The sequence below is a fragment of the Neobacillus sp. genome, from assembly GCF_031988165.1.
In the GTDB taxonomy this organism is placed as follows: domain Bacteria; phylum Bacillota; class Bacilli; order Bacillales; family Cytobacillaceae; genus Neobacillus; species Neobacillus rhizosphaerae.
The window spans coordinates 1-13,843 of record NZ_DALZYO010000002.1 but is presented as its reverse complement, the minus strand read 5'-3'; the positions used below and the strand labels follow the sequence as shown (position 1 = coordinate 13,843).

The 13,843-nt window shown below is 37.3% G+C and carries 17 protein-coding genes; 6 read left to right on the top strand and 11 right to left on the bottom strand.

Annotated elements, in window-relative coordinates:
- Nucleotides 1–19: 19 nt before the first annotated feature.
- Complete coding sequence (locus RTR43_RS01465; protein ID WP_312469146.1) at nt 20–1,228, bottom strand: FtsW/RodA/SpoVE family cell cycle protein; 1,209 nt, start codon at nt 1,226–1,228, stop codon at nt 20–22.
- A gap of 195 nt (nt 1,229–1,423) precedes the next feature.
- Entirely contained in the window at nt 1,424–1,705 is a 282-nt protein-coding gene (locus tag RTR43_RS01460) for an Fpa/YlaN family protein (RefSeq protein WP_248736798.1), read from the bottom strand.
- 168 nt (nt 1,706–1,873) lie between these two features.
- Between RTR43_RS01460 and RTR43_RS01455 the strand changes: the two genes are divergently transcribed.
- Nucleotides 1,874–2,371, top strand: coding sequence for a peptidyl-prolyl cis-trans isomerase (locus RTR43_RS01455; RefSeq protein ID WP_312469145.1), 498 nt, complete (start codon nt 1,874–1,876; stop codon nt 2,369–2,371).
- A 46-nt stretch (nt 2,372–2,417) separates the two neighbouring features.
- Here RTR43_RS01455 and RTR43_RS01450 read toward each other — a convergent pair whose 3' ends face one another.
- The gene (locus RTR43_RS01450; protein ID WP_312469143.1) at nt 2,418–3,746 is read right to left on the bottom strand and encodes a PhoH family protein; all 1,329 of its coding nucleotides are present in this window, start codon (nt 3,744–3,746) and stop codon (nt 2,418–2,420) included.
- A gap of 211 nt (nt 3,747–3,957) precedes the next feature.
- Between RTR43_RS01450 and RTR43_RS01445 the strand changes: the two genes are divergently transcribed.
- Nucleotides 3,958–4,548 (top strand): YhcN/YlaJ family sporulation lipoprotein, encoded by a 591-nt coding sequence (locus RTR43_RS01445; protein WP_312469142.1) that lies wholly within the window; start codon nt 3,958–3,960, stop codon nt 4,546–4,548.
- A 41-nt stretch (nt 4,549–4,589) separates the two neighbouring features.
- Here RTR43_RS01445 and RTR43_RS01440 read toward each other — a convergent pair whose 3' ends face one another.
- Nucleotides 4,590–5,045: a pyridoxamine 5'-phosphate oxidase family protein gene (locus RTR43_RS01440; RefSeq protein ID WP_312469140.1), complete on the bottom strand. Its 456-nt coding sequence runs from the start codon at nt 5,043–5,045 to the stop codon at nt 4,590–4,592.
- A gap of 356 nt (nt 5,046–5,401) precedes the next feature.
- Between RTR43_RS01440 and RTR43_RS01435 the strand changes: the two genes are divergently transcribed.
- Nucleotides 5,402–5,602 carry a YlaI family protein gene (locus tag RTR43_RS01435; protein ID WP_312469139.1) on the top strand — a complete coding sequence of 67 codons (201 nt, stop codon included), beginning with the start codon at nt 5,402–5,404 and terminating at the stop codon, nt 5,600–5,602.
- 69 nt (nt 5,603–5,671) lie between these two features.
- On the opposite strand, the gene RTR43_RS01430 is transcribed toward RTR43_RS01435, so the two are convergent.
- The 3 genes from RTR43_RS01430 to typA are packed head-to-tail and all read right to left on the bottom strand — an operon-like array spanning nt 5,672 to nt 8,182.
- Nucleotides 5,672–5,968, bottom strand: a complete 297-nt coding sequence (locus RTR43_RS01430) for a hypothetical protein (protein WP_312469138.1) — start codon at nt 5,966–5,968, stop codon at nt 5,672–5,674.
- A 4-nt stretch (nt 5,969–5,972) separates the two neighbouring features.
- Nucleotides 5,973–6,284 carry a YlaH-like family protein gene (locus RTR43_RS01425; protein ID WP_248736799.1) on the bottom strand — a complete coding sequence of 104 codons (312 nt, stop codon included), beginning with the start codon at nt 6,282–6,284 and terminating at the stop codon, nt 5,973–5,975.
- Nucleotides 6,285–6,343: 59 nt separating this feature from the next.
- On the bottom strand, nt 6,344–8,182 hold the full coding sequence (gene typA, locus RTR43_RS01420) for a translational GTPase TypA (protein WP_312469137.1): 1,839 nt from the start codon (nt 8,180–8,182) through the stop codon (nt 6,344–6,346).
- 146 nt (nt 8,183–8,328) lie between these two features.
- Here typA and RTR43_RS01415 point away from each other — a divergent pair, with 146 nt between their 5' ends.
- Nucleotides 8,329–8,514, top strand: coding sequence for a YlaF family protein (locus tag RTR43_RS01415; protein ID WP_312469136.1), 186 nt, complete (start codon nt 8,329–8,331; stop codon nt 8,512–8,514).
- Nucleotides 8,515–8,545: 31 nt separating this feature from the next.
- Here the strand turns inward: RTR43_RS01415 and RTR43_RS01410 are convergent, their stop codons facing one another.
- Together RTR43_RS01410 and RTR43_RS01405 are read right to left on the bottom strand one after the other, a co-directional pair.
- The gene (locus RTR43_RS01410) at nt 8,546–9,343 is read right to left on the bottom strand and encodes an inositol monophosphatase family protein (protein ID WP_312469133.1); all 798 of its coding nucleotides are present in this window, start codon (nt 9,341–9,343) and stop codon (nt 8,546–8,548) included.
- Nucleotides 9,344–9,622: 279 nt separating this feature from the next.
- On the bottom strand, nt 9,623–9,817 hold the full coding sequence (locus RTR43_RS01405; protein WP_312469131.1) for a hypothetical protein: 195 nt from the start codon (nt 9,815–9,817) through the stop codon (nt 9,623–9,625).
- Nucleotides 9,818–9,996: 179 nt separating this feature from the next.
- Here RTR43_RS01405 and RTR43_RS01400 point away from each other — a divergent pair, with 179 nt between their 5' ends.
- On the top strand, nt 9,997–10,629 hold the full coding sequence (locus RTR43_RS01400) for a YktB family protein (protein WP_312469129.1): 633 nt from the start codon (nt 9,997–9,999) through the stop codon (nt 10,627–10,629).
- Between the two features lie 87 nt (nt 10,630–10,716).
- Here RTR43_RS01400 and RTR43_RS01395 read toward each other — a convergent pair whose 3' ends face one another.
- On the bottom strand, nt 10,717–10,989 hold the full coding sequence (locus RTR43_RS01395; protein ID WP_312469127.1) for a UPF0223 family protein: 273 nt from the start codon (nt 10,987–10,989) through the stop codon (nt 10,717–10,719).
- Nucleotides 10,990–11,032: 43 nt separating this feature from the next.
- A complete protein-coding gene (locus RTR43_RS01390) occupies nt 11,033–11,992 on the bottom strand; it encodes an NAD(P)H-dependent flavin oxidoreductase (protein ID WP_312469125.1) in 960 nt (319 codons plus the stop codon).
- Nucleotides 11,993–12,201: 209 nt separating this feature from the next.
- Between RTR43_RS01390 and RTR43_RS01385 the strand changes: the two genes are divergently transcribed.
- Nucleotides 12,202–13,674: an aminotransferase class I/II-fold pyridoxal phosphate-dependent enzyme gene (locus RTR43_RS01385; RefSeq protein WP_312469124.1), complete on the top strand. Its 1,473-nt coding sequence runs from the start codon at nt 12,202–12,204 to the stop codon at nt 13,672–13,674.
- Nucleotides 13,675–13,843: the final 169 nt, after the last annotated feature.

Here is a 13,843-nt window from a genome sequence, read left to right as displayed (position 1 = left end):
ACATGTCCCCGCGTTCTCATTAAATATAGAAAACCTTACCATCACGTTTTTGTTTCTTATTATCAACATGTTCCTGTTTATTTTTATATATTTTTTCATATTTCGTAAACATGGACACATTTACAAGAATTCCAGACGCAGCTGCAAGCATTAACAAAGAGGACCCACCATAGCTAATAAATGGTAGCGGTACACCTGTAAGCGGAATAACTCCAGATACACCGCCTAAATTGATAAAAGATTGAATACCAATCATACTTGAAATACCAATAGCGAGCAGGCTTCCAAAAGGGTCCTTACATTGTAAGCCAATATAAATTCCTCTTAAAACTATATAAGCCAATAGAATTATTACGAAACTTACTCCCCAAATACCTAATTCTTCAGCAATTATTGCCATAATGAAGTCAGTATGTGCTTCAGGTAAATAACCAAGCTTTTGGATGCTTTTCCCTAATCCCAATCCATTGACGCCGCCTGAACCAATAGCAATATATGAATTTGCTAGGTGAAAACCGCTTTTGTTTACAATATCAGGAGCAAACGGATTATCTAAAACCGCAAAACGGCTCGCACGCTTCTCAGAAAATATTTTATCCTTCGCAACAAAAACAAGTGGCAGGAGAACAATAAGTGTCATGATTATTAATTTCGAAATACTTTTATAGTTCATCCCAGAAGCAAAAATAATCGTAATGGCAATAGCTGCTATAATAAATGCAGTACCATAATCAGGTTGCAAAATAATTAACCCGCAAATGATAAAAAGAAAAACTAGTGGAGGGAGAACTCCTTTATTAAATTGATTGATATAGTTTTGTTTCTTAGCGTAAACAGCTGCCAAATAAATAATTACCATAAGCTTTACAAACTCTGACGGCTGAAGTTTAAAGGCACCAATTTGATACCAGCTTTGTGCATTACCAGCAACATGTCCAAAAACATCTAATCCCAAAAGACCAACAATCGCTGCACAAACCATTGGTGCAAGAAACCATTTAGTAAATTGCATAATTTTATAAGGGACAATTGCACAAACAATAAAAATGAATAAAGCGATGATCAAAAACAATTTTTGCCTTTGATAATAAAAATCGCTTGGAACTTTATACCATTGCACAGTCCATGCCATGCTTGCACTGTAGACCATAACTAAACCAAAAGCACATAAAAGGATAATGGTTATTATTAAGGAATAATCATATGATTTAACAATTTTTTTAATCATGAACGACGTCCTCATTTTCAGAATTGATTTATATCACTCTATTATAATAGAAAATGACTGCTATGACTTGAGGAAAAGTTTATTTGTTACAATATTTTAATAATGAATATTGTAAAAATAGAGATGAAAATAATAAAATATCGGAGTAATAAAAAACCCAAACAATTCACCATTATTGTTTGAGTTCTTGATCCATTATTTTTTTAAGGATGCTTCGTGAAGCGCAGATAATTCTCTCTCTAATTGATCTAAAATCGCTTTCCCATCCTTACCATCTATTAAGCCTAATCGAACAGCAAAGTCTATTTCTCTTGATAGGCCAAACATTTGAGTATCCAATACCTCTTCATAAAGAGGGCATTGAGGCATCGTGAGATTGTCCATTTGCACTTTGATAAGCTTTAATATCTTTTCAGCATCAGCCTGCAATAAGGCAGAGGCTTTGTCCTGGTGATTCACGATCATTTCAGACGCCAACATTGATCCCCCCATTTCAGAGCGATAATTCAACTTATCTATAAATTTTACCGTTTTCAAGCGAAAATTGCAAGAAGAATAAGGATATTACCAAAAGGTGTTACTTTTATGACATTCCCTCTAAAAAAAGTTATACTAAATAATGTTAGACTTTAGGGGGTATGGAAGATGGAAAATATCATGATCATATCAGGAAAAGTGAAATATTCAATAACACTTGATCCGGGTGTCTGGATTTTTGACGACCGCCGCATTGATTTGACTACTTATTTTTCAATGAAAAAAGAGAAATCGGATTCATTAGAGGAATATACGAAAGCTGTTTCGAAACATTGGGACCGTGAAATTATGGAGGGGGCTATTTATCCTCCAACATTAAAAACGGAGAAGAAATTTGAGAAAGAAAAAGTTTTAACTGGAACCTTCGGAATTCCTTTAAAACCTTTTTTATTAAATTCTGAGCCAACTAATGATGCACAAGCATTGGTCATTCATAGCTCAAATGGTGAATTTGAATTTCCACTTGAACAGGCATTTGATTTAATAATGGGATATTCAAATAATGGCAAACCACTTTCTTTTGATGGTCCCGTTCATATTTATTTAAATGATGGCTCAAACCAGGAAAATCCAATTAAAAACGTAAAAGGCTTTACAGTAAAATAAGACGGGTGCCATTTTTAGGCGCCCGTTTTTCCTTTTCATATAATTCTTATAATAAATCAGCAGCGAGCCTTGCCAAGCCTGACCTTTCTCCTTTTAATAGTTTAACATGACCAGCAATGACTTGGTCCTTGAACCTTTCGACGACCAATGTTAATCCATTGTTATAAGCATCAAGATAAGGATGATCAATCTGTTCCGGGTCACCCATTAACACAATTTTACTGCCTTCCCCAACCCTTGTAAGGATGGTTTTTACTTCGTGCTTCGTTAAGTTTTGCGCTTCATCAATGATAATAAACTGCTTAGGAAGGCTTCTTCCGCGGATATAAGTTAACGCCTCAACCTCAATCGAGCCCATTCCTGCGAGGATGGCATCAAGCTCACCTGGCTTTTTCGTATTAAACAAATACTCCAGATTATCGTAAATTGGCTGCATCCATGGTCTAAGCTTTTCTTGCTTTTCACCAGGAAGGAACCCTAGGTCTTTACCAACAGGGACAATTGGTCTTGCCACTAATAACTTTTTATATTCTTGGAAATCCTCCGTTTGCATCAATCCAGAGGCAAGCGCAAGCAAGGTTTTGCCTGTTCCTGCTTTTCCTGTCATTGTAACAAGCGGGATATCCTTTCGCAGCAATAATTCAATGGCCATTGTCTGCTGCACATTCCTTGAATGGATGCCCCAGATATGATCTTGATTTAAAGCTAATTTCTTTACCTTCTTACTAGTTTTGTCCACCATGCCAATGGCTGAAGCAGAACTGCCAAGAGCATCCTTCATCAGGAGAAATTGGTTTGGATAAAACGGGTGGTTGGCAACCTCAGAAAGGGATAATTCCCCCTTTTCATAAAAACGACCTAATAATTCAATCGGTAGGAGGATTTCAAAAAAACCCGTGTATATATGTTCTATTTCAACTACACGGTCGTTTAAAAAATCTTCGGCATTCAATCCAATTGCATCTGCTTTAACCCTGACTAATGCATCCTTACTTACTATTATAACTGGTTGGCCATTTTCCTTCGCTTGTTCCTCTAAGAATAAATTCATCGCGACCGCAAGTATGCGATTATCGTTTGTTTTTTCAACAAAAATATCCTGGAGCTCATGAAAGGATCGATGGTTTAATTCAATTCTAATCGTCCCACCGTTCTCAAGCGGAATTTTTTCATGAAGCTTCCCTGAGGCCCTAAGACCATCAATTAATCTTGATACATGTCTTGCGTTCCTCCCAATTTCATCCATATATCTTTTCTTTGAGTCCACCTCTTCGAGAACCACTGCCGGAATAACAACTTCATTTTCTTCAAAAGAAAAAATGGAATACGGGTCTTGTAACAAGACATTTGTATCTAACACGTATATTTTACTCAAAGCGACGCCTCCCGCTTCACTTGGTGTTAGGCTTGTTAAACAATGTTTTAACCATTCTGTTACTAGATAGGACTTTGGTAAAATATATGTTTATTGGAATAAAGATAGAAGGACTTCCACACAATAAATGTTAGTAAGTATACTTTAGGATGGAAAAAAGTACGCTTTTGAAATTTTTTAAACTTTAATATCGCTTCTTGGAGGGTTTTAAATGAAGAAGGTTTTAGTGATAGCTTCAATATGCTTGCTTTTAGCTGGATGCAATGCCAATAAACATAAAGAAATTGCCAAAAGTGAAAATCAATCCCTGGTGAATGTAAAAAACAGTTATATTGAAAGTGTTGACCGAAAATCAGGGCAGGAAATCTCTAAGCGTTTAGTTAAACTTGCAACAAGTATTCCTGAGGTAAATGACGCAACGGCTGTTGTATTAGGAAGATATGCGATTGTTGGAATTGACGTAAATGCTAAACTTGACCGTTCACGGGTTGGGTCGATTAAGTATTCTGTGGCGGAAAGCTTGAAAAAAGACCCATATGGCGCCACAGCTGTTGTCGTAGCTGATGCTGACACAACCCAGCGTTTAAAAGAAATTCAAGCAGATATTAAAAACGGCAGACCCGTACAAGGGATTATGGAGGAGCTTGCAGATGTTGCAGGCCGGTTGATGCCTGAAATACCGGGAGATATAATTACTCCAAGCCCGAAAAATGCTCCCGAAAAGCCAAACAAAACACTCCCGACAAAAGAAGAACAAAGGCTGAAAAAGGAACAGAAAGACCAATCGAATCACCATAAATAATAAGTGCAACAACAAATGAATTAGAAAAAAGCTTAGGCATCCTAAGCTTTTTTCATTGCGTCCATTACTTGTTTGTCCAGTTTTTCAGCCGCTTTTTTATCATAGGTTTTATCATACAGTACTTCAGTGACAATTTTCGATCCGTAAAACATAACATCCCTTACTTCTTTAATTGTAACTTCGACTAAGGCAAGCTTAAGTGGTACATCCTGTAGTCTCTCTTCTTTTATGTGAGCATCCCCTTGAATTGAGTAAGTGGATTCATTTGCAATCAAATTGATGACAACTTTATTATTTTTAAGAATATTTTCTAATATTCTTGAACGATTGTCCACAGCAAAAAAGATTGAACTTTCATCTTTCGCTAACACCCATGAAATGGCGCTAACATTTGGACCTCCTGTTTCATGATCAACCGTCGCTAAGGTTACGAACCGTTCTTTTTGCAGCTCATCATATAAAGGCTTGATTAGCTTTGGTTCCACTTGATTTGCCATTATTACAACCCCTTTAATTTTTGAATCACAATTTATACATTCGACTTCGAGAATTGTTCAGCTCCACCCCCTGCAGCTTGTGTACTTGCTCTCTCCTCCCTACGATAAGTCAACATCGGATCGCTAATGCTCTCCGTGTTTCCTTGATCTCAGTGGGAGCGATCTAGTCCATACGGTGCTAAACGGGCGCATGCGCTTTTCTTACTCCTTCACACTGTTTTAAAACAGATATTCTCATATTACTACTATCCCATTTTTTCATCAACCTAAACGCGCTTGGTTTACCATCAGGTGTTCAACCGTGATATACTGTAGTATAGACATTCGATTTAAGAAATAATTGATGAGGTGCCTTAATGAGAGTAAAGTGTGTAATTTGCGATAAAATCGAAGCGATTGAAAATGAATCATTAATAGCCAAGCGGCTTCGCAATCGTCCCATCCATACTTATATGTGCAGTGACTGTAGCACAAGAATAACAGAAAGAACAAATGCACGAATCAATACAGGTAATTTCCGGTTATTTCGTGCTAAATCTGAAAAAGATGAATGGTAATACAATAGGAAAAGATTAAAATACAGAAAAACCGCTTGCATATTCCAAAAAGAATATGCAAGCGGTTTTTTAGTCATCCTCTATTGGATAGTTTTCATACTTATCAGGCTCTTGATTAATTTGAATTAACATGATTTCAATCAATTCACGCGGGTATCGATTTTTTTTCATTTCTCCGCCCTGTTGATATGAAACATAATACATCACGTCGTCTTTTGATGTTTCAATATTCGAAACATGATGCTGGGTTGTTAACATTTCTTCAAAGAATTCCCGTGTTTCTGTTGCTGCCGTATCATCAGGACGAGCATCGCTTACAATCTTTATTGTAAGCCAATTATAAAGTGCATCCTGTAGGGATTTCATTTTCTTAGCCCCCTGTTATTTTGCTTTTAGTCTGCTGTTTTTTGGTTTGGTGTAAGCGAAGTTTATAAACAATTAAGAGTAAGGCCGCTACACCTAATCCTTCAGCAATTGGCAGCGCATATGAAAAGAACAACATAACCAAGCATCCAACGCAAAGGCTGAGATAAATGACGATATTTTTCAATAGCGGCAGTTTTTTTGCAAAACCTAACCTGTAGACAATAACTGTCAAAATGACAATAAATAAATATTGAAGGATTACACCAGTCTCTATATCACTTTGTGTTACAGGAGAATTACCAGCAACAAGCTCAATAAAAAATCTTAAACTCGGGGAGAAGGATTTTAAATCTTCCACAGCGTGCACCTCTTTAATTAACTCATTTCAGCATATTTTTTCTTTTTAGCCGCTTTTTCACGTTCATTTTTATCAAGAATTTTCTTCCGAAGACGAATAGATTCAGGTGTAACCTCACAATACTCGTCATCATTTAAATATTCTAATGACTCTTCTAATGTCATGATGCGTGGTTTTTTAATGACTGACGTTTGGTCTTTATTTGCTGAACGTACATTCGTTGCCTGTTTCACTTTGGTAATATTGACAGTGATGTCATTTTCACGAGTGTTTTCACCAACAATCATTCCTTCATATATTTCCGTACCAGGTTCAACAAATATTGTTCCACGGTCTTCTACTTGCATTATACCATATGTGGAGGCTTTTCCAGATTCCATTGACACAAGTACTCCTTGGTGTCTTCCGCCCACTTGACCCGGTAGCATTGGCTGGTAGCATTCAAAGGTATGATTAATAATTCCATACCCGCGTGTCATTGTTAAGAACTCGGTGGTATAACCAATTAGACCACGTGCTGGCACATTAAAGATTAAGCGAACTTGACCTGATCCATTATTAATCATATCAATCATTTCGCCTTTACGGGCACCAATTGATTCCATTACGGAGCCTGTATGTTCTTCAGGAACATCAATTTGTACTCTCTCAATTGGTTCGGAGCGGACACCATCAATAACTTTAACGATAACTTCAGGTTTTGAAACTTGAAGTTCATAGCCTTCACGGCGCATGTTTTCAATCAATATTGATAAATGAAGTTCCCCACGCCCAGAAACAATCCATGCATCCGGTGAATCTGTGTTTTCTACACGTAAGCTAACATCGGTATGCAATTGGGCTAGAAGTCTTTCTTCAATCTTTCTTGAAGTTAAATATTTCCCTTCTCTTCCTGCAAATGGGCTATTGTTAACGACAAAAGTCATTTGCAGTGTCGGTTCATCGATTCGTAAAATTGGAAGTGCATCCTGGTGTTCAAATGGACAAACTGTTTCACCAACATTAATATCTTCCATTCCAGAAACAGCAATTAGGTCGCCAGCCTTTGCCTCTTGAATTTCTTGGCGTTTTAAGCCAAAGAAGCCAAAAATCTTTGTCACCCTGAATTGTTTTACTGAACCATCTAACTTCATAAGTGCTACTTGTTGACCTACATGCATGGTTCCACGGAAAACTCGGCCAATTCCGATTCTGCCAACATAGTCGTTATAATCCAGAAGGGCAACCTGAAATTGCAATGGTTCTTCATGATTATCAACAGGGGCAGGAATGAATTCAACAATGGAATCATACAAGGATTGCATATTTTCATCTTGTTTTTCTGGATTAGTACTTGCTGTTCCATTAATTGCTGAAGCGTAAATAACAGGAAACTCAAGTTGATCTTCATTTGCTCCAAGTTCGATAAATAAATCGATAACTTCATCGATTACTTCATTAGGTCTAGCAAAGTCACGGTCAATTTTATTTACAACAACAATTGGAGTAATATTTTGCTCCAATGCCTTTTTAAGAACAAAACGAGTTTGCGGCATACAGCCTTCATATGCATCGACTACAAGCAATACACCATCAACCATTTTCATGATCCGTTCTACTTCACCACCAAAGTCGGCGTGTCCTGGTGTATCCAAAATGTTAATTCTTGTATCTTTGTATTGAATAGCAGTATTTTTCGCGAGGATGGTGATTCCGCGTTCTCTTTCAATATCATTTGAGTCCATTGCACGTTCTTCCACGTGCTCATTAGAACGAAACGTTCCAGATTGTTTTAACAACTGGTCAACCAAAGTCGTTTTTCCATGGTCAACGTGGGCAATAATCGCTATATTTCGTACATCTTCTCTAAGTTTCAAAATTCCACTCCTACCTATTTTATAAAAATAAAAGCTATTTTTAGTTTCCCAAATACAACTAAAATATTATACCATACTTAAAGTGGAAACCGATAAGCATTTTAATGTATTATTAAAATAAAAGTTAATTTAAAGGGGTATAAAAAATGAATCAAGTGAAACTGCCATTGCTTATTTGTGCGATTTTAGCTGCAGTAAGTATTATGGGAATTGGCATTGCCATTAGTGAAAAAAGTATCACCGGGATAATTGGCGCAATATTAGCCGTTGTTATTGTAATGGGAATTGGTTTTAAAACTAAAAAAAAGATGCGTGAGAACGGGGAACTATAAGAAGCCTAGAATTTTTTCCAGGCTTCTTTCTTTAGAATTTACCGTCTTTTAAATAATCCTTTAATATCGATTGATGCAAGCTGGGATTGGCTGCGAATAAAGAATCTTTGGATAGAAAATCAAGCTTTTCTCCTCTTAAATTTGTCACTACTCCACCTAACTCTTCAACTATGACCGTCCCTGCAGCAAAATCCCAAGGAGATAATCGCATTGACAGGTAGGCGTCAACCCTTCCAGTGGCAACAAACACCATTTCCAGTGCCGCAGTCCCATACGATCTTGTCCCTCTTACATCTTTGACCAGCGGAATCATTAAATTGTGATCAATTCGGTGATTTTCCATTACCCAAGTGGCATTAAGGGCAATAATAGATTCCTTTACCGTTGTTTCCTTAACTGGAGCTATCGGCTTTTCGTTAATATAGGCACCTTTTCCTCTGATGGCATGGTACAACTCATCGTGGACAACATCGTAAATGAGACCGATTTTCCCTATGCCATTTTCATAAACTCCAAGGGAAATGGCAAAATTTCTTTGCTGATGAATGAAATTCATCGTCCCATCAATCGGATCTATCAGCCAGACAATTCCATCAAGGCTGCGTAGTTCGTCCCCAAACCCTTCTTCCCCCATAATTTTGTGTTCAGGATATACTTCCCTAATTTTTTTAATGAAAAATTGTTCAATTTCTTTATCGATATTCGTTACAAGATCATTAGCGTTAGTTTTCGTCTGAATGTTTAATGTCGTATCAAAGGATAATCGGATTCTTTCTCCTGCTTCTTTTACCCATTGCTTTGCATGGGCATTAATATCTTCCCACTTCATTTTTCTCCTCCAATAAACGTTTATTCCAAAAACGATTCCAATATGTAGTATGAAGCATGACAAATATATTGATGTACCTATAGCTTAATCAAATTATTGGAACACATCAACTTTCAAGCTACCTATTTGATTCATGCTCAAATAATTACATAAATGTACAATAATAAACGAACTCCCATCATCCTCATTTGGAGTTCGTTTTAGATAAGCACACAAGATATTCTTTTTTTTCGATTCATTCTAATTAATTTCCCCTTAGATAAAAATGCATAGAATCATTCAAAGAGCTTTTAACCGTAATAATTCCTGGCGAATTTTTTCTAATTTTTGTTTACATTCTTTCATTTTCTTCTCGTTCTTTTCCTCAATTGCTTCAAATAATGTTGCTAATTCATAATCCATTTCCAATCTTAATACCGCTTTTCTTTCTTTTTCGCCTACTTTTTTTAAAGACGTATTCATCAATTGCTTCACTTTTTTCCTCCCCTTCCTGTGATTTAACTATTTTTTCAGATTGTTTTTTTTACTGTATAATATGAGTCACCTATATATGTTGCAACAAATATGTGCTTTAACCTAGAAGAGCAACAAACTTCTTGTATTTTCACGCTTATGCTACAATAATTGACAAAAGGTTTGTTGGGGGTATTGAGATGAATTTCAACGGATTTACGAATGAGGATTTTGATGTCTTTTTAATAGATGGGTTAGAAGCAAGGATGGAAGCTCTTAAAGAAAATATACGTCCTAAATTGGAAAGTTTGGGTCAACACTTCGCACCAACATTATCGGCTTTAACCGGAGATGAAATGTTTGTCCATGTAGCGAAACATGCAAGACGAACGATTAATCCTCCAAAGGATACATGGGTCGCATTCGCTAATAATGTCCGTGGCTATAAAATGCTTCCTCATTTTCAAATCGGCATGTGGAACACGCATTTATTTATTTGGTTTGCTATTATTTATGAAGCACCACAACAAGAAGTAATAGGAGCAAGATTCACTAAAAGGGCAACTAAAATATACAAAGAAATACCAAAAGATTTCGCCTGGTCTGTAGACCATACAAAACCGGAGACAGTTAAACACGGACAATTGTCAAAGAAAGATTTACTTTCTTATTTCGACCGGTTTCAAAACGTAAAAAAAGCTGAATTATTATGTGGGTATACCATCGATAAGGAAAAAGCCATCCAGTTAGGTTCCGAAGGTTTAATGGAGCAAATTGATGAGGTATTTAATAAGGTAGCACCATTATACAAAATCGCACTGAACATAAAGTGAATCTTCAATCATGAGGTCTTACTGCCCGTTAATGCAAGATAAAATAGGAAAAGCTCCCAGACAAAACTATTTCGGGAGCTTTTTGTATTATTTCATTGTAATTCGCTCGCCAGAATGGGCGTCTTTTACTTTTTTAATTGTCCGATATGACGAATAACCGCTTATTTCTTCGAATTCACCGCAAATAGTCTTTTCTTCCGCTTTGCTGGGAACAATTTCTTTGAACCGGCGATATGCCTGCATAAGCTCATCTCGTTCAATTCCCTTTTCATAGGCTTTCTCTATTGCTTCAAAAAATTTAATGACATCGACAATTTCATCTGTTGACCAGTTGTAATCAATTGGATATTGATATTCCATATTCTCACCTACTTACTATTTTCACCTAAAGTGAATCATACCTTTATTTTCCCCATTTTGCACGAATTTGTTCCGCATCATTAATGATTCTTTCTAAGAGTTCTGCCACGGCTGGAACATCCTTAATAATTCCCATTACCTGTCCTGCCCAGGCAAAACCTTCGTTTGCAACACCATCATAAATGTAGCGTTTATTCGCCAACCCGCTAATTAGATCCTTTAGTTGTTCATAACCACCATTATTTCTCTCAATTTCAAGGATTTTATCCGTCCAGCTATTCGCAATTGCCCTCGCTGGTGTGCCTAAAGTCTTCTTGATAACAACAGTGTCCGATTCTGTTCCATCTACTAACCTCTGCTTGTAAAAATCGTTTGCATGAATACATTCCTTAGTGGCTATAAATCTCGTTCCCATTTCAATCCCTTCAGCACCTAAACTAAGCGCTGCCATCAGCCCCCTGCCATCACCGATTCCCCCTGAAGCAATGACCGGTATCGAAACAGCATCCACCACCTGCGGAATTAAAACCATGGTACCGGTATCATCCCTACCAAGATGGCCACCCCCTTCCTGCCCCACAACCATAACCGCATCAGCCCCTAACTCTTCTGCTTTAACAGCCTGTCTTCTTGCTGCAACAAGGACAAGTGTTTTTACCTGTGTTCCCTTTAACTGTTCAAAAATTGGCGCCGGATTCCCTCCTGTCATCGAGACAACTGGTACGTTTTCATCAATTGCAACCTGTAAAAAATCAGCGAATGGCCTGCCGTGCTGCCCGATGGCAAAATTAACCCCAAATGGATTGTTCGTCAGTTGTTTTACTTTTCGTATTTCTTCTCTAAGTTGATTCGGATTAGCTAATGACATTGCAGTAATTTGACCAAGTCCCCCAGCGTTTGATACAGCTGCAGCCAAGTCAGAATAGGCTAAATAAGCTAAACCTCCTTGGATAATCGGATATTTAATGTTTAAGATATCAGACACTCGTGTTTGCCAATTCAATGGAATCCCCTCCTAATTATTTGCTTATTGTTATTTCGGCTAAAATGGTTAATTTTCCTTTATTAATGGGAAACTAACATGAAGCTATTATTATGCTGATTTTTTAACGCTAAACCCTTTGCAACACAAAGGAATAATGCTATAATTCCATTTGTTTTATTATTTTAAAACTTAATCAGAGTATTTTTTATAAAGAGGTGCAATTATCTTTGTCACAAAATCAAACACCGTTATTTAGCGGCCTATTAGCGCATGCAAAAAGAAATCCGATTCAATTCCATATTCCCGGACATAAAAAAGGTGCCGGAATTGACCCGGAATTTCGTCATTTTATTGGCGATAATGCCCTGTCAATCGACTTAATTAATATAGGACCTCTTGATGACCTTCATCAGCCAAAAGGGATTATTAAACAAGCTCAAGATTTAGCTGCTGAGGCTTTTGGGGCCGACCGGACATTCTTTTCTGTTCAAGGCACAAGCGGAGCAATTATCGCGATGGTGATGGCTGTATGCGGACCTGGAGAAAAAATCATTGTTCCAAGAAATGTCCATAAATCAGTCATGTCGGCGATTGTCTTTTCTGGATCGATCCCTGTGTTCATTCATCCGGAAATTGATAAGGAATTAGGAATTTCTCATGGGATTACGACTGAATCAGTCGAAAGGGCTCTTGAACAGCATCCTGACGCAAAAGGTATTTTAGTCATTAACCCAACCTATTTCGGGATTTCTGCTGATTTAAAGAAAATTGTCGAAATTGCCCATTCTTACCATGTCCCTGTCCTCGTTGATGAAGCCCATGGGGTCCACATTCATTTCCATGATGAACTTCCGCTTTCCGCCATGCAGGCAGGGGCCGATATGGCGGCAACTAGTGTCCATAAGCTAGGTGGTTCCATGACCCAAAGCTCCATCCTAAATGTCAAGGAAGGGCTCGTATCAGCTAAACACGTCCAATCGATTTTAAGTATGCTTACAACAACTTCTACATCGTATTTATTGCTTGCATCTCTTGATGTTTCTCGCAAGCAGTTAGCAACAAAAGGCAAAGAATTAATTGAAAATACCATCCAATTAGCTCAGTCCATTCGCAAAAGAATCAATGAAATTGACGATCTCCATTGTGTTGGTGAGGAAATTTTAGGTTCCAAGGCAACGTTTGATTATGATCCGACAAAACTAATAATTTCCGTCAAGAAGTTAGGATTAACCGGATATGAAGTAGAAAAATGGCTGAGAGAAAGACATAACATCGAAGTAGAATTATCTGACCTCTATAACATCCTTTGCATTATTACGATTGGTGACACGAAAAATGAGGCAAACCTTTTAGTTAATGCCTTAAAAGAACTCGCAGACGAATGTAAACATCGCCCGGAAAATTTTGAACCAGTAGAGGTTCTTCTTCCTGAGATCCCTGTGCTTGCTCTAACACCAAGAGATGCTTTTTATGCTGAAACCGAGGTTATTCCTTTTGAGGAATCCGAAGGAAGAATCATTGCTGAGTTTGTGATGGTTTACCCACCTGGTATTCCAATTTTTATTCCTGGTGAAATCATTACGCAAGAAAATCTTCATTATATTCGCAAAAACCTTGAAGTAGGTTTACCTGTCCAAGGACCAGAAGACGATGAAATCAAAACCATACATGTGATAAAAGAATATAAAGCAATCAAATAAACGAAAAAAAACAGGATTCCAAATATACGGAATCCTCAGGCTGTCGAAAAACCTTCGACAGCTTTTATTTTTTTATTTCACTTTAATATTTGACCGCGTTAATTCGTCATAATTTTATTAATGCAACATGTCTGTTGATTTGCGCTCCAGGCGCTTCGCTTTCCGCGGG

Coding starts and splice junctions, on each gene's coding strand:
- RTR43_RS01465 (WP_312469146.1), bottom strand. CDS start 1,228: ATGATTAAAAAAATTGTTAAATCATATGATTATTCCTTAATAATAACC.
- RTR43_RS01455 (WP_312469145.1), top strand. CDS start 1,874: ATGGAAAATATCATGATCATATCAGGAAAAGTGAAATATTCAATAACA.
- RTR43_RS01445 (WP_312469142.1), top strand. CDS start 3,958: ATGAAGAAGGTTTTAGTGATAGCTTCAATATGCTTGCTTTTAGCTGGA.
- RTR43_RS01440 (WP_312469140.1), bottom strand. CDS start 5,045: ATGGCAAATCAAGTGGAACCAAAGCTAATCAAGCCTTTATATGATGAG.
- RTR43_RS01435 (WP_312469139.1), top strand. CDS start 5,402: ATGAGAGTAAAGTGTGTAATTTGCGATAAAATCGAAGCGATTGAAAAT.
- RTR43_RS01430 (WP_312469138.1), bottom strand. CDS start 5,968: ATGAAATCCCTACAGGATGCACTTTATAATTGGCTTACAATAAAGATT.
- RTR43_RS01415 (WP_312469136.1), top strand. CDS start 8,329: ATGAATCAAGTGAAACTGCCATTGCTTATTTGTGCGATTTTAGCTGCA.
- RTR43_RS01410 (WP_312469133.1), bottom strand. CDS start 9,343: ATGAAGTGGGAAGATATTAATGCCCATGCAAAGCAATGGGTAAAAGAA.
- RTR43_RS01400 (WP_312469129.1), top strand. CDS start 9,997: ATGAATTTCAACGGATTTACGAATGAGGATTTTGATGTCTTTTTAATA.
- RTR43_RS01395 (WP_312469127.1), bottom strand. CDS start 10,989: ATGGAATATCAATATCCAATTGATTACAACTGGTCAACAGATGAAATT.